We start from the raw sequence: 21255 nt of genomic DNA on the forward strand, positions 1-21255 counted from the left end.
AAGCAGAGTACAGAGCGACAGGCCAAAGCCGGTCGCGGTGTGTTTCTAACTCAGGGTTTGCTCAGGGGACTATCTGCCAGAAGCCGTTCTGCTTGGCCGAAACGCAGGCGCGCAAGCGCTTGAGATGGATGTGCGAAGCGGTCGAATTGCCACGCAGGTACGCCAGTTCAGCGCCTGGCGCAGGGGTACGTGCAAGTGGCTGGAATCGACGGTTTATCATGCAAAACGACCATGACAGGCAAGGCTGATCGGGGGACTGCCGGACCCAGGCCGGTCCGGCAGTACGCGTAACCCGCGGCTTACTGGAACGCCGGCACAACGTGCTTGATGAACAGTTCCAGGGATTTCTTTTTCTCGGCGTGGGGCAGGCTGTTGTCGCACCAGAAACTGAATTCGTCGACTCCCAATTCCTGGTAGTACTTGATGCGCGGAATGATTTCCTCCGCGGTGCCAATCATGGCGGTTTTGTGGAGGCTCTCCAATTCGAATTCCGGGCGCCCGGCGAATTTCTCTTCCGGACTCGGCGCCAGGAAACCGTTGACCGGCACTTCCTTATTGCCAAACCAGGCGTCGAAGGTACGGTAGAACTTCGAGATCGCCTTGGCCCCGACTTTCCAGCCGTCAGGGTCATCGGCCGCGTGGACGTGGGTGTGGCGCAGCACCATCAATTGCGGACGCGGCACGTCCGGATTGTTGTCCAGGGCAGCCTGAAACTTGTTCTTCAGGTCGAGGACTTCTTCATCGCCTTTCATCAGTGGCGTGACCATCACGTTGCAGCCGTTGGCCACGGCGAAATTGTGCGAGTCCGGGTCGCGGGCGGCGATCCACATCGGCGGGCAGGGTTTTTGAATCGGTTTCGGCACGCTGGTGGAGGTGGGGAATTTCCAGATCTCACCGTTGTGGGCGTAGTCGCCTTGCCACAGGGCACGCACCACCGGGACCATCTCCCGCAGGGCCTGACCGCCGGAGGAGGCGGGCATGCCGCCGGCCATGCGGTCGAACTCCACCTGGTAGGCGCCGCGGGCCAGCCCGACTTCCATGCGACCGTTACTGATCACGTCCAGCAGGGCGCACTCGCCGGCGACCCGCAACGGGTGCCAGAACGGCGCGATGATGGTGCCGGCTCCGAGGTGAATGGTGGTGGTCTTGGCGGCCAGGTAAGCCAGCAACGGCATCGGGCTAGGCGAGATGGTGTATTCCATGGCGTGGTGTTCGCCGATCCAGACCGTGCTGAAGCCACCGGCCTCGGCCATCAGGGTCAGTTCGGTCAGGTCTTCGAACAATTGGCGGTGGCTGACTTGCTCATCCCAGCGCTCCATATGAACGAATAACGAAAACTTCATGACGCATACCTCGAATTTTTTATTGTTGGCCTGTCAACTACAGGCGCGGGATTTGGGGTCAGGCAAAGGCCGGCAGCGCGCCCATCTTGCCGCGGCAATACACCAGCGGGCGGGTTTGCTGCTGCGGCACGATCAGGTTCTTCACGGCGCCAACCATGATGGCGTGATCGCCGCCTTCGTATTCTCGCCACAGCTCGCATTCGATAATCGCCGTGGCATTGTTCAGCAGCGGATTACCCAGCTCGCTGAGCGTCCATTCGATACCTTGCGCCTTGTCCTTGCCTTTACGAGCGAAGGCATAAGCTTCGTTCTGCTGTTCACCGGACAGCAGGTGAATGGCAAAGCGCTTGTTCTTGATCAGCACCGGATAAGAGTCGGAGCTGTAGTTGGGGCAAAACAGCACCAGTGCCGGGTCCATCGACAGCGAACTGAACGCGCTGGCCGTCAGGCCGACGATCTGACCTTCGTCATCCAGCGTGGTGATGACCGTCACGCCGGAAGGGAAGGAGCCCATGACTAATTTGTAGACGTTCGCGTCGATCATTGGATGTTCCTCGGTCAGACGGTAGCGCTGTGCGCCTTACTAAATATTTTGTATGTCTGATGGTATACCGTAATACCTGCTTTGCAAGTGCTTTTTGCGCTGGGCGGACGAACGTCGATTTTTCGATAATGTTCAATGAATACGGGGTTTTCAGACCGATAGACAGCTATTTCAGGCTGTGAATTGCGGATCAGTTGGTCGGTAAAACCCCGGATCAGTCTTGTTAAAGCTTTGGAATACCATAATATGGTATCCGTCGACGATTCTGTCAAAAAACAGGTGTGCGTCGCGATCCAGGCGGCTTGGCGGCGTTGTCATCGCCCTGGCTTCGGCCCAGGGACCGCGCATGGGGATCCCGCAGATGGTCCAGAGCCGTGGGCAGTTCGGCCGGTATGGCGCGCTGTTGATCGTGTTCTTCGCGGCGGTCATTTACGTCGGGTTCTTTATCTCCAACATCGTCCTGGCCGGGGAATCGATCCACGGCATGGTCGAGTCGGTGCCATTGCCGGCCGGTATCCTTATTGGCGCCTTGAGCGCGACGGCCATCGGCGTGATCGGCTACCGTTTTATCCATACCCTCAACCGGATCGGCACCTGGGTCATGGGCAGCGCGTTGCTCGCCGGTTTTGTCTATATCTTCGGCCATGACTTGCCGGCGGACTTCTTCAGCCGTGGCAGTTTCAATCTGTCCGGCTGGCTGGCGACGATTTCCCTGGGGATCATCTGGCAGATCAGCTTTTCGCCGTACGTTTCCGATTATTCCCGTTACCTGCCGGCCGACATCGGCATCACCAGACCGTTCTTCGCCACCTACGCCGGGGCTACCCTGGGCACTATTCTGTCTTTCAGTTTCGGTGCAGTCGCGGTACTGGCGACACCCGAAGGCACTCCAGCGATGGCCGCGGTGAAGCAGTCCACCGGCTGGTTGGGGCCGATCCTGATGGTGCTGTTCTTGCTGAATATCATCAGTCACAACGCGTTGAATCTGTATGGCGCGGTCTTGTCCATCGTGACCTCGATCCAGACCTTCGCCAGCAACTGGACGCCGAGCATCAAGGTGCGCGTGCTGCTGTCGACCCTCGTGCTCACGGGCTGCTGCCTGCTGGCGCTGAGCGCTTCGGCGGACTTCATCTCGCAGTTCATCGGGCTGATTCTGGCGCTGCTGTTGGTGTTGGTCCCCTGGGCCTCGATCAACCTGATCGACTTCTACCTGATCAAGCGCGGCCACTACGACATCGCCTCGATCTTCCGCGCCGATGGCGGGATCTACGGTCGGTTCAACCTGCACGCGATCGTCGCTTACTTCATCGGCATCCTGGTGCAGTTGCCCTTCGCCAATACTTCGCTGTATGTCGGGCCTTACGCCAATATTATCGAAGGCGTGGACCTGTCGTGGCTGGTGGGACTGGCCGTGACCTGTCCACTCTATTACTGCCTGGCAACGCGTAATCAGGCGTTGGTGAGCAAGGCGCAGAAGCTGAGCTTCGCTGACTGATCGAGCGCGTTTCAAAAAAAGGCATCGTGCGTGAAAACGCCCGGTGCCTTTTTTGGTTTTAAAGATTTTCGGCGCGAACTGGATCGCCAAGATCGCAGCCTATCGGCAGCTCCTACGCATCGCTGTAGGCATATTCGGCAAAGGTTATAGGGACGTTCCTGATGAGACTTCAGGGGGTGGATAGGTCGCTGAAGATGATTCATTGTTGTTCGGATTCCTCAGGCTGATCCCTTTGCGAAACCAGGAGCGACATACACTATGGCCAGCCTGTTCCATCGTTTTTTTAAAAGCTACGACCGTAATAGGGACTCACAGTTTGAAAGGCAGGCAGCGCCGATCCTGCCGACGCCCGACACCGGTCCGGTCCGCTCATCTTTGCCCCCGGAACCAGGCACCGACGCCCTGCCACCGCTGAAGAACTGGAGTCATCCGTTCAAGGACACGCGCAATCCGCTGCAGCAGTTGACCCACTTGGCCAAGGCGACGGCGGGCTATTATCCGCTGGGGATCAATGGCCTGTGGCACGGCGGCGTGCATTTCGACAGCGGCACCGCCGACGGCCTGGATCAATCCAGAGTGCAGTGCCTGGCCGATGGTGAGGTGGTGGCTTATCGCATCGACCAGCGCTCGCCGACCACGGCCTACTGGGTCCACAAGCTGTCCGTAAAGAAACCCTTCTCGCGCAATTTCGTGCTGGTCCGCCATCGCCTTCAGCCGCCGAAGCTCGAGGGCAGCCCGGACACACCGCCGAGCCTGACCTTCTACAGCCTGTACCTGCACCTGCAGGACTGGGCGGTGTACCAGGAGGACCCCGCCCTGGCCCGCCCGGCGTTCTGGCCCGAGGCGGCAGTCCGGCGGGTCAAGGCGACAGTGAACGACGTCCGCCCCGGCCAGCCAACGCAGCGCGGCCTGAACGTGCGCAACCAGGCCGCCTGGCGGAGCACGGTGATCGACCTCCTGCCACGGGGGGCGGAGGTGACGGTCAGCGGCGAGGGTGATTACCGCAAGCTGGAGAACACCCTCGGGCCGACCTCCCTGACCAACGCCGAGGGTTCGCTACGCGGCTATGTTTCCATCACCCAGCTGAGACAGAGTGCCGGGAACGAATATCACGTCGCGACACGCTGGGGCTCGCTCAACGTTCGCGCCGAACCGAGCTTTACCAGCGCCGTTCTCGAGAAACTGCAGGATGGCACCCAAGTCACGGTCAGCGGTGAAGGCGAGTACCGCAAGCTGGAACGCATCGACCAGTACGTGCATTTCAAATCGCTGCAAGGCGCACTGGAACCGCTGGCGTCGGATCGGGTGGTGGTGCTCGACCGACCCATCCCGATCAAGGCCGGAGAGTTGATCGGCCACCTCGGCCGGTATCAGGACTGCCATGCGCAGCGACCGGAAAAGAAACTGCACCTGGAGGTGTTCAGCACCGACACCATGAGAACCTTCATCGCGGCCAGTCGCGCCTGGGCAGATCGTCTCCCGGCCCAGGACAAGACCTGGCTGAAACTGGCCAAGGGCACGGCGGTGGTGGCGCATCAGGACAACTACAGCGCCACGCAGTGGCCGATCTTGAGCGCGGCCAACACCCTGAGCGACGCCGACCTGCTGGTCCCCAATAGTTTGCTCGAGGGCCTGCCGGCCGACAGAAAAATCGCGGTCCCGGCCACGGCTGACCGCAGGGCCTGCAACTGGTACCGCCTCGATCGACTGCTCCACGATGCCGACAACAACCTGCTCGATGGCTGGGTGCGCGAAGAAGTGGGTGTCACCCCCTGGGTCAGTCCCTGGTCATGGGAAGGCTACGACGTCATCTTCGACTACGACTCCCCTCGGGAAGTCCTGGCCTCGTTCCTGCGTGCCGTTGACCACTTCAGCGAAACGGAACTCGAACGCTACGGCCCCATGGCCGACGAAGGGGACAAGGGCCCGCTCAAGAGCCGGCTGTACGACATCATCGACCGCAACCGCGACGGCAAGATGACCGCTGAAGAGCTGCAAGCGGCGCTCCGCCTGCCGGCCCATGCCCAGTCGATCTCGCAGTTGATCGTGCGCTATGAAAGCGAGTGGTACTACAAACCGCAGAAGTGGGACATGTTGGACGAACTGCTCGGCCATAGCGGCTCGACCCCGCACCTGAACTGGCTGGCGGAGAAGGAGCGGGTCAAGCAACTGAGTTGGTGGAGTGAGGTGGCGGAGAAGGTTGGGCTGCCGGCGCATGGGAGGGTGTATCACTTTCATCCGATTGGGTTGACGGGGAATTTTCACACTAATGTTCGGAAAATCACTGTAGATTTCTTGGAAAAAGTTACTGGTAAATCGGGTGACTGGTTCACTGGGAGAGGGGGCGGTCGTACGTTCGTTAGAAAGTTCGAAGAAAGGTATCCGCGGATATATAGATATGACAAATATGAGTTTGTTAGTCAGCTTAATGATGCTCTAGAAAGGTATGAAATAATTACCCCGTACCAGCAGGCGCATTTTATTTCCCAATGTTTTCATGAGTCCGCTGCATTTGAGACGACTGTTGAGTTTGCCTCCGGTGCTCAGTATGATCCTGGAAGCATGTTAATGCTATAGCCAGCGGGAATACAGAGATTGGAGACGGCCCAAAGTATAAAGGGAAAGGGCTGATTCAGCTGACTTGGAAAAATAATTATATATCCTACTCCAATTACAGGAAGGGTGATTTTGTTGGCGCTCCGAATCTGCTCGCTGAAGATATGTTCAATGCTATTGACGTTTCGTGTTGGTATTGGCGACACAATGGGGCGGTCAGTAGAAGGCATAATGCGCAGGGCGATATTAATGTCTTGATAGATAATGAACCTACCAATGTTAGGCTCGTAACTTTGGCGGTGAATGGGGGAGGCAATGGCTTGCATGAGCGAGCAGAGATATACGAGGCGATCCGAAAAGAGTGGGGGCTTACGTAAATGGGTAGAGTGAATTCGGTATCGATAGCTGGCTTCTTATCAGTGTGCTATTTTTTTTCATGTGCGGTTTACGCAGAGTTCTCTATACCTGTACTAAAGGTGGATAGTCGCCTTCCTCTTGCGCTGTCCGTTTTAGAGCAAGGGAAATCATATCCCTTGTCGTTGCCTAGTAATTTTATGCGTGAAATTGAGGGCTTATATGGCGATGTGTATATTCAGGACTTAAGTGGCGACGGGGTGGGGGAGGTTGTTTTTCGTTTGGAAGGTGATGGTGTAAACTCTTGCTCAAAGATATTAAGTTATACCGAAAGTGGGCGCTCCTTGAGTGAGTTAACTTTTGGTGGGGGTGCCTTGTGTAACTTTATAACTAAGCGTGGTTATGTCGTTAGCTCTTATAGGGAAGGTGCCGCCTGGAGTGAAGATGTCTATAGTATTAAAGGTGGGAAGGTAGAGGCTATGATTTCAGATAATTGTGTAGGGTGCGGCGAGGTAAGGCGGAAAAAATACAATTCTGATGGTTCGTTTATTAGGTTCTTGGTGTCTGATGATGTTGATTTCGAAAAGCGAACTCCGTTAACTGCTAAGGTGGCTTCTCTCCGAGCTGAGATCTTTTCCTCTCCAGAAGCCGTGCAATCAACAAAAAAGTATTTGATACGTGGAGATAAAGTTACGCTCCTCGGGTTTGATAAGTCGCGCAGTGGTGAAGGCTGGGTTGAGTTTAGATTCTCAGGAAATACCACTACTGAAGGGTGGTTGAAGTGCAGTGATCTCGAAGACTGTAATGAACTTTAGCGTATGAATCTCATGTTACTGAGCTCGCAATTTATTTCGTGCGGCGCAAAGTATTTGACGGCGACGGGCCCTTCGCGTGTGCGGAGTCTTCATCAGCGCCGTCGCGCAGCCATGTGCGCATTGCCGAATGGCACCCAAGTCACGGTCAGCGGTGAAGGCGAGTACCGCAAGCTGGAACGCATCGACCAGTACGTGCATTTCAAATCGCTGCAAGGCGCACTGGAACCGCTGGCGTCGGATCGAGTGGTGGTGCTCGAGCGGCCCATCCCGATCAAGGCCGGGGAGTTGATCGGCCACCTCGGCCGGTATCAGGACTGCCATGCGCAGCGACCGGAAAAGAAACTGCACCTGGAAGTGTTCAGCACCGACACCATGAGAACCTTCATCGCGGCCAGTCGCGCCTGGGCAGATCGTCTCCCGGCCCAGGACAAGACCTGGCTGAAACTGGCCAAGGGCACGGCGGTGGTGGCGCATCAGGACAACTACAGCGCCACGCAGTGGCCCATCTTGAGCGCGGCCAACAACCCTGAGCGACGCCGACCTGCTGGTTCCCAAGAGCCTGCTCGATGGCCTGCGGGCCGAGAGAAAAATCGCGGTCCCGGCCACGGCTGACCGCAGGGCCTGCAACTGGTATCGCCTCGATGGGCTGCTCCACGATGCCTACAACAACCTGCTGGATGGCTGGGTGCGCGAAGAAGTGGGTGTCACCCCCTGGGTCAGTCCCTGGTCATGGGAAGGCTACGACGTCATCTTCGACTACGACTCCCCTCGGGAAGTCCTGGCCTCGTTCCTGCGTGCCGTTAACCACTTCAGCGAACAGCAACTCGAGCGCTACGGCCCCATGGCCGACGAAGGGGACAAGGGCCCGACCAAGAGCCGGCTGTACGACATCATCGACCGCAACCGCGACGGCAAGATGACCGCTGAAGAGCTGCAAGCGGCCCTCCGCCTGCCGGCCCATGCCCAGTCGATCTCGCAGTTGATCGTGCGCTATGAAAGCGAGTGGTATTACAAACCGCAGAAGTGGGACATGCTGGACGAACTGCTCGGCCATAGCGGCTCGACCCCGCACCTGAACTGGCTGGCGGAGAAGGAGCGGGTCAAGCAACTGAGTTGGTGGAGTGAGGTGGCGGAGAAGGTTGGGCTGCCGGCGCATGGGAGGGTGTATCACTTTCATCCGGTGGGGATGGCCGGGCATTTTGCGAAAATGGGCGGGCTAATTAATGTGGAAGATTTTTTACTGCAGTATGAGCAAGCACACGAACTTTTCTTGCCTAACACACCCGCCCTTACTAAAGAGTCAAAAGATAATCTGAAAAAAATAATAATTGCTATAAACACATATTACGAATCATCTCCGCAGAAAGCAAATCTTTACGAGGTTTCTTATATGCTGGCAACTGCGAGGCATGAAACATACTACTTCCCCCAAGCGGAGTTTTTTAGCGAAAAGCCAGAAGTTGGGAAAGTTTCTTATTTTAATAAGTATGATCCGGTTCTAGCTTCAGATCTTGAGGCTCGAGAGACAGCTAGGAAAAATGGAAATACCGAAGAGGGTGATGGGTTCAAGTACAGAGGTCGTGGTTGCGTGCATTTGACATGGAAAAATAATTATCGAAAATTCTCAAATTTACTGTTTTTCGATTTTGTTTCAAATCCAGATGCTGCGGCAAAGTTTGAGTACTCCATACCTATCATGATTATCGGCATGACTAAAGGAATGTTCACTGGGAAGAAATTGGCTGATTACTTAAATGTCAACAAAGTAGACTACTTGGCAGCAAGGAAAATTATTAATGGTACTGACGAACAGGTGTTGATTGCTTCCTATGCAGAAAAGTTTGAAACCATTCTTAAGCAAACTTCTCAATTGTCGATGGAATTTTAAGTATGGCTAAGCAAGTATCTACGCTTACATTGCTATTATTATTTCTGGTCTGTTCAAAAGTAAGTGCAGGAGAAATAGTAAACGGAAAAAAGCCAGGAAGCATTATGCTTCGTGATAATGGCCGAGAAGTGGTTTATGAAAATATAACTGGTGGTAAAGAAGGTTTTGACCGCAGGTTAATGGATATAAATGGTTTGCCCGCACTGCAGGTAATAGCTAGATATAATTTTTATTATACTCTGGTGGTTGTGGAGGATGGCGTATTAATTGACTGCGCCTACTTTGATGTACGAAACACCTATAATGGCGCCAGAGCGTCTGCCGGCATGTGCGGGCTCAATGTGCGGCTCAGCGAAGTCTATGATGAAATTGCGCAAGATTATTCAAATAAATGGCGGGCGTCAATTTTTTCTTTTGATACTAGTCCCGTGTTTGAGAAGGGCATGGCAACCAATTTTTTGTTGGGGAAAATTGGAGGTATTGAAGTTTATGATAGATATCCTTCAGTCGAGGCGCTAGAAAATGCAGCCCCCCAGAAATATATTAAAAGTTCTTCTGGCTGCTTTAATTTTGGAGATGCAGTGGGGTTCTTGGTGTTTTTAGATAAGGACAAGCCACGCCTTCAATATCTTGATGTTCTTCAGTCGGAAGATCCTATGAAGCTTCAACGTATGAATGAGCAGGATTTAAAAAAGCTAGCTGTGGGTAAGTGTGTGTAGCTAGAAGATGAAGGCTCAGGCTTGTTTCATATACATGGTGCGGTGCTGTTTTACGCCCACATCAAGTATTGAACGTAGAAAAGTAGGGTGAATAGTGGGCGGTTCATTTTTTGGAATAGGTATAGGAAATGCGAGGCATCATCCTATTGGCGACAAAACCACTGGCGGCGGAATGGTTCTCTCCGGTTTCGCCGCAATCATTTTCGGCGGCATTGGCGTGGCTCGCCAAGGTGACCCGATGAGCTGTCCGATGTCCAGCTATGGTCCGACAGAGATCACCGAAGGACACCCGAAGTTTCGTGAAGGTGGTGTACCTATCGCCTTTCACATGCACCGATGTGCCTGCGGTCGTGCCTCGATTTCGTCCTTGCCAGAAGCGGTTGCGAGCTGATGCCGGTCAGGTTGGATAGGCTTCCGGCGCCGGCCCCGAGCCCGGAACTACCACGGTTTTGGGTCTGGCTGCTGCTGTGTCCGTTGTGCCTCGCGCTGGGCCTTGGGGGGACGGTGTGGCTGGGTGATGAAGCGCTTGCTCAGCAGCCGGTTCGGTTCTGGGCAACCGCCTTGGGGCTGCCGTTTCTGGGCTGGTGTGTACTGGGTTGTTTGCGGGCGATGCTCTATCTCGGCGAGGTGGCCATGGCTGAGGGGTGGGATCAAGCGCGCGAAGAGGACATGGTCCGAAAAATGCGTCAGGGACGACGATCGCAACAGGTACTGGCGGTCAGTCTGCACACCGCGATGCGTGAGCCGGATGCCCGGAGTGGGCAGGCGCAGTTGTCGGTCCTGCTTAATGGTGAATCGGCCTTGCGGACTCAACCTTCCTGGCAGGACAGCTCAATACGCCACAGCCACTTGTCGCGAGAGGGGGCTGATTCGCCCGAGAAGTTGTTGCTGCGGGTGCTATCGAAGGTATTGGCGGACCTGGCGACTACATTGGCGACACTCCCGGCGGACAGGCCGTTGGCTCTGTTGCTGCAGGCCAATAGTGCAGTACCGGAAGATGACATGCAGGACATCTGGCAACAGGCCTGGAGTGCATCGGGCATCAGACAGCGGACCACACTGTTGGACGGCAACGGCCTGGCAGTGGTGGATCATTGGCTGGATGAGCGTATTCACGATCAGGCGTTGTTGCTGGTGGTGGCCCTGCAAGTGGCGCCCTTGCAGCCCGAGGAGACCGCGGAATCAGTGGTTGGGCTGTTGTTTGGCAATCGGCTGACGCAAAACACGCTTGAACCCCTGGCCTACCTGTACCGTCCCGAACAGGAGCGTGAGGCCACGGCCGCGGATTTGCGCTATGCCGTGCGCCAGGCCCTGGATTGGGCGACGCTGGACGCCGAAACCGTCCGGCATGTCTGGCTGGCGGGTGTTTGCTCGGTACGAGAGGCCGCAATTGCTAAGGTTTTGAGCGGAATACCGATGCCGGTGAAAACGGGCCAGGGGCTGCATAACATTGGGTCTTCACTGGGGCTGCCGGGCGTTTCGGCGCCGTGGCTGGCGATCGCCGCTGCGGTGGAGGAAGTTCGCAGTAGTGGAGAGCCGCACTTCGTCTTCAGCGGGGATGGCGCCCCCGATGAAAAATTGTGGTGCACGGTGCTAACGCCTGCGTCATCGGCTTCGGCTTCAAGGCCAGTCAGCTAGCGTAGATCAATGGACTGACGATCAATTGTGGCGAGGGGGCTTGCCCCCGCTGGGGCGCGCAGCGGCCCTAAAACCTGCAAATGCTTTGTATCAGGCACACCGTGTTCACCGATTTTACGACTGCTGCGCAGCCGAGCGGGGGCAAGCCCCCTCGCCACAAATGCCAGTTAGGCAAAAGACCTGCATCAACTCCAAGACTTGCCGGCAACGCGACCCCATCACCCAAAAAAAGCCAACGCCCTCGTCAAAGGTGCGTTGGCCTGGTTTGGCAGGGAAGGGGATCAGTGCGCCCCAGCCGCCTTGTTCAAATCACTCTCCGCCCATTGGGTGTAGACACAGGCATCTGCCGTCGCCCAGCGCACGCGCACCGGATCGCCGGTTTTCAGCGGCATGCCCGCGGCGGACAGCGCCTTGACGGTCATTGCGGTACCGCCGGAGGTGACCACGCTGCAGGTCTGGCTTTCACCGAGGAACAACACTTCGGTGACGGTGGCCGAGACTTCGTTCCAACCCGGAGCCAGGGGTTCGCTGGCGGCTTGTTCGACGCTCAGGGCCAGGGCTTTTTCCGGGCGGACCATCAGCAGCACTTCCTGATTGGTCTGCAACCCGGAGGTCAGGCGGATCGACAGCGGTTGGCCTTCAAAGATCGCCACGGCATTGCCCTGGGCCTGGAGCTTGAGGAAGTTCGAGTTGCCGAGGAACGAGGCGACAAAGGCATTCGGCGGGTTCTGATAGAGGTCATAACCGCTGCCCAGGCCAACGATCTTGCCATGGCTGAAGATCGCGATGCGTTGCGACAAACGCATGGCTTCTTCCTGATCGTGGGTTACGTAGACGATGGTGATGCCCAGCCGCCGATGCAACTGACGCAGTTCATCCTGCAGGTCTTCACGGAGCTTTTTATCCAGTGCGCCGAGGGGCTCGTCCATCAGCAGGATGCGTGGCTCGTAGACCAGCGCCCGGGCAATCGCCACCCGCTGTTGCTGGCCGCCGGACAGTTGCGAAGGGCGGCGATGCGCAAATTGCTCAAGCTGCACCAGCTTGAGCATCGCATCGACCCGACGTTCCCGTTCGGCGCTGGCCAGTTTGCGAATCGCCAGAGGGAACGCAATGTTGTCGCGCACCGACAGGTGCGGGAACAGCGAATAACGCTGGAACACCATGCCGATGTCGCGCTTGTGCGGCGGCACATTGACCAGGGATTTGCCATTGACCTGGATCTCCCCGGAGCTGGGGGTTTCGAAGCCGGCCAGCATCGACAGGGTGGTACTTTTACCCGAGCCGCTGGAGCCGAGGAAGGTCAGGAATTCACCGTCCTGGATGTCCAGCGAGATGTCGTCCACGGCGGCAAAGTCGCCATAGTACTTGTTCAGGTTGCGCAGGCTGACCAGGGTCTTGTTGTCCTGCTGTGCGGGGTCTTTGATCACGGCACTCATTGCTTTCTCCCAGGCGCTCAGGCGCTGACTTCGTTGCGCCGGCGCACAGCGGCGGCGATCACCATGACCAGTACCGACAACGCAATCAGCAGCGTCGAGGCGACGGCGATCACGGGAGTCAGGTCCTGACGCAAGGTGGTCCACATTTTTACAGGCAAGGTTTGCAGGGTCGGACTGGCCATCATCACGCTGAGGACCACCTCATCCCACGACACCAGAAAGGCGAACAGCGCACCGGCGACCATGCCCGGGCGGATCGCCGGAAAGGTCACCTTGAACACTGCCTGCAGGCGTGAAGCGCCACAGATCACCGCGGCATCCTCGATCGACTGATCGAACAGCTTCAGCGAGTTGATGATCGAGATAATGGTGAACGGCAAGGCGACGATCACATGACTGACGACGAAGGCGAACATCGTCCCGGTGTAGCCGAGCTTGAGGAACAGCGCGTACACCGCGACGGCGATGATCACCAGCGGCACGATCATCGGCAGGGTGAACAGGCCATACAGCATCTCGCGGCCGGGAAAACGTCCACGGACCAGAGCGAAGGCGGTCGGCAAACCGAGGGCCACGGCAAAGATCGTGGTCAGCACCGCGACCTTGAGGCTGGCCACGGCGGCGTCCATCCACTCGGGATTGGAGAAGAACTGCATGTACCACTTCAGGGTCCAGCCCGGCGGCGGGAACACCAGCCACTGGGAGGAACCGAACGACAACAGCACGATGAACACGATAGGCAGCAACAGGAATAACGCTATGACCCCGGTGGTGAGGTAAAGGCTGAAACGCATGCGCCGACTCATGGCATTGGCGGTCAATAACATGATGGCTTACCTCGAGTTACTGGAGCCGACCGGGGATTCCGGTTGCAGCTTCAGGTAGAAGTAGAACAGCACCAGGGTGATCAGGATCAGCAAGGCTGCGCCCGCGCTGGCCAGGCCCCAGTTGAGGAACGATTGCACCTGCTGGATGATGAACTCCGGCAGCATCATGTTCTGCGCACCGCCGAGCAGGGCCGGAGTGACGTAGTAACCGAGCGACATGACGAACACCATCAAGCCACCGGAGAACAGCCCCGGCCGACACAGTGGCAGGAACACCCGGAAGAAATTGCTCCAGGGGCTGGCGCCGCAGATGGAGCCGGCCTGCAATACCATCGGATCGATCGCTTGCATGGTCGCCTGCAGCGGCAGGACGATAAACGGAATCATGATGTAGCTCATACCGATCACCACGCCGGTCAGGTTATGCACCATCTCCAGCGGTTGATCGATGATGCCCATGGCCATCAAGGCCTTGTTGATTACCCCTGAAGCCTGCAGCAGTACCAGCCAGGAATAGGTGCGCGCCAACAGGCTGGTCCACATCGACAGCAGGACGATATTCAGCACCCAGCGGCCCCAGCCACGGGGCACCAGGGTAATCGCCCAGGCCAATGGAAAGCCCAGTAGCAGGCTGAACACAGTGACCAGACCGGCAACGGCGAAGGTGTTGATCAGTACGCGGGCGTAAGCCGAGTTGGCGAACAGCTCGGCGTAGTTGCCCAGGCCCGGAGTCGGTTCGAGCACTCCGCGCAGCAGCAGGCTGATCAGCGGTGCGAAGAAAAACAGGCCAAGGAACAGCAGTGCCGGCAGCAGGTTGCTGGAACCGCGCCAACGTTGGGTCAGTGAAGCGGAATGCTTCATTGCCGCCGCCTTGCCTGGAGCCGAACCGGTGGCGCCCGAGGCGCCCTCTACCGGAGTGGATTGACGGGACGCAGTGGCCGTCATTTTCATTTGAGCAGCCATTCGTTCCACCGTGTCGCGATGCTCTGACCATTCTTGGCCCAGTACGCGAAGTCGAGAGTGATCTGATCCTTAGCGTAGGCAGTCGGCAGATTAGGTGCCAGTACCGGGTCCAGGCGTTGCACGCTATCGGTGTTGATCGGCGCATAAGCAGTCAGGTTCGAGAAGTCGGCCTGGCCTTTGGCGGAGCTGGAGTTGGCCAGGAAGCGCATGGCCGCGTCCTTGTTTTTCGAGCCTTTGGGGATGACCAGGAAGTCGGCCATGACCAGGTTCTGTTTCCAGCTCACGCCAACCGGTGCGCCGTCTTCTTGCAGGGCATGGATCCGGCCGTTCCAGAACTGGCCGAGACTGGCTTCACCGGAGGCCAGCAGTTGCTGGGATTGCGCGCCGCCGCCCCACCAGACGATATCTTTCTTGATGGTGTCGAGTTTCTTGAAGGCGCGATCCAGGTCCAGCGGGTAGAGCTTGTCGGCGGGAACGCCATCGGCCAGCAGGGCCAGCTCGAGCGCGCCAGGGCTCGGCCATTTGTAGAGGGCGCGTTTGCCGGGGTAAGTCTTGGTGTCGAACAGTGCGGTCCAGTCCTGGGGTTTGCCGGCGCCGAGCTTGCCTTCGTTGTAACCGAGGACGAAGGAGAAGTAGAACGAGCCGACGCCGTGATCGGAGACGAAACGCGGGTCGAGTTTGTCGCGCTGGATGACGTTGAAGTCCAGTGGTTCGAGCAAGCCTTCAGCCGCGGCGCGCAAGGCGAAGTCGGCTTCGACATCGACCACGTCCCATTGCACATTGCCGCTTTCGACCATGGCCTTGAGTTTGCCGTAGTCGGTCGGGCCGTCCTGGACCACCTTGATCCCGCTGGACTTGCTGAAAGGGTCGGCCCAGGCCTGCTTTTGCGCGTCCTGGGTGGAGCCGCCCCAACTGACGAAACTCATGCTGTCAGCCGCATGGGCTGCAGTGCAGGAAAGCGCGAGCAAGCCTGCTGCGAGTATCGCGGTTGCACGTTTATTCAACACCATTTTCACGCCCTCATTTGTTGTGGTTTTGAGCGGGTTGTTGATGCCCGCTTGTCGGGAGCAGTAGGTCCTTCACTGGGGATAAATCGTCCGGCCTATGGAATATCATATTATGGTATTCCAAACTTTCCGCAAGAGCTTCGCCATACCGATTGTCAGTAGAGGGCGATAATTTGTGCATTCGAAAATCATCAGGGTGCCCGCAAAACCCCGGCATCTGCGAAACCGCCAAAAGATCGCAGGCTGTGCCAGCTCCTACGCCGACCCGGTACACTCCTGATTGATCAGTTGTACGTAACCCCCGTAGGAGCTGCCGCAGGCTGCGATCTTTTGATCTTGCTCTTCGCGTCAGCCCGTAAACGGAATGCTCTCCACCACTTCCAGGTCGTACCCGGTCAAGCCGGCATACTTGAGCGGCGGTCCGAGATGGCGCAGTTTGCCGACGCCGATGTCTTGCAGAATCTGTGCTCCGGTGCCGACTTCGGAATAGATATGCGACTGCGAGCGGGTGTATTGCCGCGGTGGTTGGGTCAATTGCGGGATGCGCTCAAGCAACGCCTGGGAAGATTCGTGATTGGCCAGCACCACCACCACGCCGCGGCCTTCTTCGGCGACTTTTTGCAGTGCTGCCCACAGCGTCCAGTTCGACGGCCCGGTGTACTCGGCGCCCACCAGATCGCGCAGCGGATCGATCACATGCACGCGGACCAGGGTCGGTTCTTCGCGACGGATATCACCCATGACCATGGCCATGTGCACGCCGCCCTCGATCTTGTCCTCATAGCTGATCAACCGAAAGGTGCCGTGAACCGTCGGCAGTTCGCGTTCGCCGATACGGGTCACGGTGTGCTCGGTGCTGAGCCGGTAATGGATCAGGTCGGCGATGGTGCCGATCTTGATGCCGTGGCGGGCGGCAAAGACTTCCAGGTCCGGTCGCCGGGCCATGGTGCCGTCATCGTTCATCACTTCAACAATCACCGAAGCCGGGGTAAAGCCGGCCAGGCGCGCCAGGTCGCAGCCGGCCTCGGTATGCCCGGCGCGGGTCAGCACGCCGCCTTCCTTGGCGCGCAACGGGAAGATATGCCCGGGTTGCACCAGGTCCTGCGCAGTGGCAGTCGCCGCCACCGCAGCCTCGACTGTACGGGCGCGGTCGGCGGCGGAGATGCCGGTGGTGACTCCGGTAGCCGCTTCGATGGACACGGTAAACGCAGTGCTGAACGCGCTGCCGTTGCTCGGCACCATCTGCTCCAGGCCCAGCCGCTGGCAATGTTCTTCGGTCAGCGTGAGGCAGATCAGGCCTCGTGCTTCTCGGGCCATGAAGCTGATTGCCTGGGCGTTGCAGCGGTCGGCGGCGAGCAGCAGGTCGCCTTCGTTTTCCCGGTCTTCATCGTCGACCAGCAGGACCATCTTGCCTTGGCGGTAATCTTCGATAAGTTCTTCGATGCTGTTGAAGGCCATGCTCGGGCTCTCTTTATCGCGGATGGTTGAAGGTTGGTGTTTATGGTATACCATAATACACAATAAACCGAAATAACGAGGTCGCAATGAAGGCTTACTGGATTGCACACGTCGATGTCACCGACCCGGATCAATACGTTCAATACACCCAGCGCGCCCCCGCAGCCTTTGCGCTATACGGCGGCAAGCTGCTGGCCCGTGGCGGGCGTTCCGAAGCAATGGAGGGCAGGGCGACGCCGCAACGCAGCGTGGTGATCGAGTTTCCATCGTACGGGCAGGCACTGGCGTGCTACCGCTCGGCGGAATATCAGCAGGCGTGCCAGTACCGCCAGGGCGCGGCCAGGGCTGAAGTGATCATTGTCGAAGGGTATGAAGCCTGAAAGTCAGCGGATGAAGTGGATTTTGCCGCTGTCATCGTTGCCCATGTAGATGCCATAGACACCCGCCTGGCGTTCCTCGATGTAACGTTCGAGGATCTGCCGGATGGCCGGGTAATAGATGCTGTCCCAGGGAATGTCCTCGGGCGCGAAGAAACGACAGTCGAGGGTTTCCGGGCCGTAAACGCCGGTGTCCTCCACGGCGATGGCGCGGAAGATGATGTAGACCTCGCTGATCTTCGGCACGCTGAAGATCGAGTAGGGCGAGAGGATTTCCGCGCGCACTCCGGTTTCTTCCCAGACTTCGCGCAGGGCTCCCTGCTCGGTGGTTTCGCCACTTTCCATGAAACCGGCGGGCAGGGTCCAGGTGCCGGGGCGCGGCGGAATAGCCCGCTGGCACAACAGATATTTGCCGTCCTGCTCGATGATGCAGCCGGCAATGATCTTCGGATTGATGTAGTGGATGTAACCGCAGCCGCTGCACATCAAGCGCTCATGGGTATCGCCCTGCGGTAGCTGGTGACCGAGGTCACCGCTACCGCATTGCGGGCAGAAGCGCGGAAGGGGCATGTTCAGCGACCTATGCGCGGTTCTTTGAGAACGATCGGCGAAACGATGTCGCGCACTTTTTCAGTCTCGTTCTGTTTGAGCTTGAGGTAGTCCAGCGCGACTTTCGCGGCGGCGCGGACGTGATCGACCGAAGCCTGATGTGCTGCCAGCGGATCGCCGCTCTTGATCGCCTCGACCATGCGCTCCATTTCCTGGTTGCTGGCGCCACGGCGGTTTTCCTGGGACACCGAGGTGGCGCGCAGGTAGCTGATGCGGGCCTGCAACTGGCGCAACTGGGTGGCCGCGACATGGTTGCCCGAACCTTCCAGCAACACGTCGTAGAAGCCTTGGACCGAATCGATCACTTGCTGCAATTCGCCGTCCTTAAGGGCCTTGCGGTTCTCCTCGAGGGCTTTTTCCAGGGCTTTAATATCCTTGGCCTTGGCCCGCAGGGTGAACAACTGGACGATCAGCCCTTCGAGCACGCAGCGCAGCTCGTAGATATCGCAGGCGTCTTCCAGGGTGATGATGGCGACGCTCGGGCCCTTGGCATCGGCGAACTCCACCAGGCCTTCGGATTCCAGGTGGCGCAGGGCTTCACGCACGGAAGTGCGGCTGACCCCCAGGCGTTCGCACAGATCCCGCTCGACCAGACGGTCTCCCGGCAGCAGCTGGAAGTTCATGATGGCGCTTCGCAGTTTATCCAGCACGATTTCGCGCAGGGTAACGGGGTTGCGATTGACCTTGAAGCTGTCGTCAAGTGGCAGGCGTTTCATCGGGTCCGCTCTGAGTGTGGCTGTCCATGTAAAAGAGTACTTCGATCACATCGATCGGCAGTGCTCCGGTCGGATTGAACAGCCAGTGATTAACTGGATGCCTCGGCGTCGGCTTCGGCGAATGCTTCACGGGCGAGACGGAAACTGTCTACGGCTGCGGGAACTCCGCAGTAGATGCCTACCTGAAGCAGGATCTCGCGTATTTGTTCACGACTCAGACCGTTGCGCAAGGCGCCGCGTACGTGCAGCTTGAGTTCGTGTGGCCGGTTGAGTGCCGAAATCATCGCCAAGTTTATCATGCTGCGTTCTTTAAGCGATAAGCCCTCACGGCCCCAGACGTGGCCCCAGCAGTACTCGGTGACCATTTCCTGCAGCGGTCGGGTGAAGTCGTCGGCGTTCTCGATGGATTTGTTCACATAGTCCTGGCCCAGCACCTGAGTGCGGATCGCCAGGCCTTTCTGGTATTTCTCGTTGTTCATCTTGGCTCGCTCCTGCCGGATCAAAGTCCGCCCATCAGGGTGTATTTGAGTTCAAGGTAATCGTCGATGCCGTATTTCGAACCTTCACGGCCCAGGCCCGACGACTTGATTCCGCCAAAGGGCGCGACTTCGGTGGAAATCAGCCCTTCGTTGATGCCGACCATGCCGTACTCCAGGCCCTCGCTCATGCGCCAGGCACGCCCCAGGTCACGGGTGTAGCAATAGGCGGCGAGGCCGAACTCGGTGTCGTTGGCCATCCGTAGCGCATCGCTTTCGCTGCTGAAACGGAACACCGCGGCCAGCGGACCGAAGGTTTCTTCGCTGGCGACTTTCATCTGCGGGGTCAGATCGGCGATGACCGTCGGTTGGAAGAAGCCATGGCCCAAGGCATGCCGTTCGCCGCCGCAGAGCAACCGGGCGCCTTTGGCCAGGGCGTCCTGTACATGGTCCTCGACCTTGGCCACTGCGCGCTCATTGATCAGCGGGCCCTGGTTGACGTCGGCCTCGAAGCCATCGCCAACCTTCAGTTCCCGTACTCGTTCGGCGAGGCGGGCGACGAACGCGTCATGGATACCGTCCTGCACCAGGAAGCGATTGACGCAGACGCAGGTCTGACCGGCGTTGCGAAACTTGGCGATCAACGCGCCTTCGACCGCACGTTCAATGTCGGCATCGTCGAAGACAATGAACGGCGCATTGCCGCCCAGCTCCAGCGAGACTTTTTTCAGGGTCGAAGCGCATTGCGCCATCAGCAGTTTGCCAATGGCCGTGGAACCGGTGAAGGACAGCTTGCGCACCTCGGGGCTGCCGGTCAGCTCGGCGCCAATCGCCACGGCATCGCCGGTAATCACATTGAATATCCCCGGCGGAATTCCGGCCTGTTCCGCCAGCGCGGCCATGGCCAGTGCCGAGAAAGGCGTTTCCGGTGCCGGCTTGACGATGCACGGGCAACCGGCGGCCAGCGCCGGGCCGGCCTTGCGGGTGATCATCGCCGCTGGGAAGTTCCACGGCGTGATGGCGGCGACGACGCCGATCGGCTCCTTGCTGACGACGATCCGCGCATCGCCCTTGTGGCTCGGAATAGTGTCGCCGTAGATGCGCTTGGCTTCTTCGGCGAACCACTCGATGAAGCTGGCGGCGTAGAGGATTTCACCCTTGGCTTCGGCTAAAGGCTTGCCTTGTTCCAGGGTGAGAATCTCGGCCAGGGCGTCGGCGTTTTCCAGCATCAGGGCGTGCCAGCCCTTTAGCAGAGTGCTGCGCTCCTTGGCGGTTTTTGCCCGCCAGGCCGGCCATGCGGCATTGGCCGCGGCGATAGCTGCGCGTGCCTGCGTGGCGCCAAGGTTTGGCACGTGCCCGATCACTTCACCCGTGGCCGGGTTGTAGATCGCTTGGCGGCTGCCGTCCTGGGCGTCGCACCATTGGCCATTGATGTAGGCCTGCTGGCGGAACAGTTGCGAGGCTGCTGGGGTCATGCCGGCTCCCGGAAATAAAAAGGGGCCGCACCTTGAGTGGTGGCGTGCGGCCCTGAAGAAAAGTGTTCAGGCGAGGGTGGGCAGCGGGCCCAGCTTGCCGCGGTGATAGATCATCGGCGTCACCGGCTGCTCGGGCAGGATCAGGTTCTTCACCGCGCCGACGATGATGGCGTGGTCGCCGCCATCGTATTCGCGCCACAGCTCGCACTCGATGATTGCCGTGGCTTCGTTCAGCAGCGGGTTGCCCAGCTCGCTCAGGTGCCATTCGATGCCTTTGGTCTTGTCCTTGCCTTTACTGGCGAAGGCGTAGGCCAATGCCTGCTGATCCGCCGAGAGCAAATGGATAGCAAAGCGTTTGCTGTCGCGCAGGATCGGGTAGGTGTCGGAGGCGTAGTTCGGGCAGAACAGCACCAGTGCCGGGTCGATCGACAACGCACTGAAGGCGCTGGCGGTGATACCGACGATGCCGCCCTCGGGGTCGAGGGTGGTGACCACCGTGACCCCGGAGGGGAAGGAGGCCATTACCTCTTTATAGATGCCAGGTTCGATCATTTCGGGC

At 58.3% G+C, this 21255-nt stretch carries 22 protein-coding genes and 1 pseudogene; 10 read left to right on the top strand and 13 right to left on the bottom strand.

The genetic code is table 11. The features are described 5' to 3' along the window. Positions 1-61 precede the first annotated feature (61 nt). From ACA064_RS09780 to ACA064_RS09790, 3 genes are all read right to left on the bottom strand, one after another. On the bottom strand, positions 62-220 hold the full coding sequence (locus ACA064_RS09780; RefSeq protein ID WP_497673166.1) for a hypothetical protein: 159 nt from the start codon (positions 218-220) through the stop codon (positions 62-64). 79 nt (positions 221-299) lie between these two features. Continuing rightward, positions 300-1343, bottom strand: coding sequence for an LLM class flavin-dependent oxidoreductase (locus ACA064_RS09785; protein WP_497673167.1), 1044 nt, complete (start codon positions 1341-1343; stop codon positions 300-302). Between the two features lie 58 nt (positions 1344-1401). Further along, positions 1402-1887 (bottom strand): flavin reductase family protein, encoded by a 486-nt coding sequence (locus ACA064_RS09790; protein ID WP_497673168.1) that lies wholly within the window; start codon positions 1885-1887, stop codon positions 1402-1404. A gap of 301 nt (positions 1888-2188) precedes the next feature. Between ACA064_RS09790 and ACA064_RS09795 the strand changes: the two are divergent. The 9 genes and pseudogenes from ACA064_RS09795 to ACA064_RS09835 all read left to right on the top strand — a co-directional run. Then, positions 2189-3382, top strand: a pseudogene (locus tag ACA064_RS09795) (purine-cytosine permease family protein); the annotation flags it as partial. 375 nt (positions 3383-3757) lie between these two features. Beyond that, entirely contained in the window at positions 3758-5959 is a 2202-nt protein-coding gene (locus ACA064_RS09800; protein WP_497673169.1) for a hypothetical protein, read from the top strand. 17 nt (positions 5960-5976) lie between these two features. Further along, positions 5977-6315 (top strand): hypothetical protein, encoded by a 339-nt coding sequence (locus ACA064_RS09805; RefSeq protein WP_497674209.1) that lies wholly within the window; start codon positions 5977-5979, stop codon positions 6313-6315. Between the two features lie 177 nt (positions 6316-6492). After that, positions 6493-7107 carry a hypothetical protein gene (locus ACA064_RS09810; RefSeq protein WP_497673170.1) on the top strand — a complete coding sequence of 205 codons (615 nt, stop codon included), beginning with the start codon at positions 6493-6495 and terminating at the stop codon, positions 7105-7107. Positions 7108-7218: 111 nt separating this feature from the next. Continuing rightward, complete coding sequence (locus tag ACA064_RS09815; RefSeq protein WP_497673171.1) at positions 7219-7719, top strand: hypothetical protein; 501 nt, start codon at positions 7219-7221, stop codon at positions 7717-7719. Between the two features lie 73 nt (positions 7720-7792). Continuing rightward, a complete protein-coding gene (locus ACA064_RS09820) occupies positions 7793-8995 on the top strand; it encodes a hypothetical protein (RefSeq protein ID WP_497673172.1) in 1203 nt (400 codons plus the stop codon). Between the two features lie 2 nt (positions 8996-8997). After that, positions 8998-9714, top strand: coding sequence for a hypothetical protein (locus tag ACA064_RS09825; protein WP_497673173.1), 717 nt, complete (start codon positions 8998-9000; stop codon positions 9712-9714). Positions 9715-9808: 94 nt separating this feature from the next. Then, entirely contained in the window at positions 9809-10105 is a 297-nt protein-coding gene (locus ACA064_RS09830) for a PAAR domain-containing protein (RefSeq protein ID WP_497673174.1), read from the top strand. Next, on the top strand, positions 10105-11352 hold the full coding sequence (locus ACA064_RS09835; RefSeq protein ID WP_497673175.1) for a KPHS_23130 family T6SS system protein: 1248 nt from the start codon (positions 10105-10107) through the stop codon (positions 11350-11352). Before ACA064_RS09830 ends, ACA064_RS09835 begins: the two co-directional genes overlap by 1 nt. 281 nt (positions 11353-11633) lie before the next feature. On the opposite strand, the gene ACA064_RS09840 is transcribed toward ACA064_RS09835, so the two are convergent. The 5 genes from ACA064_RS09840 to ribBA form a co-directional block, all read right to left on the bottom strand. Beyond that, complete coding sequence (locus ACA064_RS09840; RefSeq protein WP_497673176.1) at positions 11634-12788, bottom strand: ABC transporter ATP-binding protein; 1155 nt, start codon at positions 12786-12788, stop codon at positions 11634-11636. Positions 12789-12805: 17 nt separating this feature from the next. Beyond that, complete coding sequence (locus ACA064_RS09845) at positions 12806-13615, bottom strand: ABC transporter permease (protein WP_497673177.1); 810 nt, start codon at positions 13613-13615, stop codon at positions 12806-12808. 6 nt (positions 13616-13621) lie between these two features. Beyond that, positions 13622-14566 (bottom strand): ABC transporter permease, encoded by a 945-nt coding sequence (locus ACA064_RS09850; protein WP_191636314.1) that lies wholly within the window; start codon positions 14564-14566, stop codon positions 13622-13624. Next, positions 14563-15588, bottom strand: a complete 1026-nt coding sequence (locus ACA064_RS09855; RefSeq protein ID WP_497673178.1) for an ABC transporter substrate-binding protein — start codon at positions 15586-15588, stop codon at positions 14563-14565. The genes ACA064_RS09850 and ACA064_RS09855 overlap by 4 nt, the downstream gene beginning before the upstream one ends. 345 nt (positions 15589-15933) lie before the next feature. Next, positions 15934-17043, bottom strand: a complete 1110-nt coding sequence (gene ribBA / locus ACA064_RS09860; protein ID WP_497673179.1) for a bifunctional 3,4-dihydroxy-2-butanone-4-phosphate synthase/GTP cyclohydrolase II — start codon at positions 17041-17043, stop codon at positions 15934-15936. Between the two features lie 86 nt (positions 17044-17129). On the opposite strand from ribBA, the gene ACA064_RS09865 reads away from it, so the two are divergent. After that, positions 17130-17423 (top strand): DUF1330 domain-containing protein, encoded by a 294-nt coding sequence (locus ACA064_RS09865; RefSeq protein ID WP_497673180.1) that lies wholly within the window; start codon positions 17130-17132, stop codon positions 17421-17423. 3 nt (positions 17424-17426) lie between these two features. Here the strand turns inward: ACA064_RS09865 and ACA064_RS09870 are convergent, their stop codons facing one another. The 5 genes from ACA064_RS09870 to ACA064_RS09890 all read right to left on the bottom strand — a co-directional run bounded on the left by ACA064_RS09870 (position 17427) and on the right by ACA064_RS09890 (position 21248). Beyond that, positions 17427-17990, bottom strand: coding sequence for an NUDIX hydrolase (locus tag ACA064_RS09870; RefSeq protein WP_497673181.1), 564 nt, complete (start codon positions 17988-17990; stop codon positions 17427-17429). 2 nt (positions 17991-17992) lie between these two features. Beyond that, positions 17993-18745: a GntR family transcriptional regulator gene (locus tag ACA064_RS09875; protein ID WP_497673182.1), complete on the bottom strand. Its 753-nt coding sequence runs from the start codon at positions 18743-18745 to the stop codon at positions 17993-17995. Between the two features lie 89 nt (positions 18746-18834). Then, positions 18835-19224, bottom strand: coding sequence for a carboxymuconolactone decarboxylase family protein (locus ACA064_RS09880; protein WP_150807566.1), 390 nt, complete (start codon positions 19222-19224; stop codon positions 18835-18837). Between the two features lie 20 nt (positions 19225-19244). Further along, a complete protein-coding gene (locus tag ACA064_RS09885) occupies positions 19245-20696 on the bottom strand; it encodes an NAD-dependent succinate-semialdehyde dehydrogenase (protein WP_497673183.1) in 1452 nt (483 codons plus the stop codon). A 66-nt stretch (positions 20697-20762) separates the two neighbouring features. Beyond that, complete coding sequence (locus tag ACA064_RS09890) at positions 20763-21248, bottom strand: flavin reductase family protein (protein ID WP_497673184.1); 486 nt, start codon at positions 21246-21248, stop codon at positions 20763-20765. Between the last annotated feature and the right edge of the window lie 7 nt (positions 21249-21255).

The sequence above is a fragment of the Pseudomonas sp. LBUM1658 genome, from assembly GCF_059716055.1.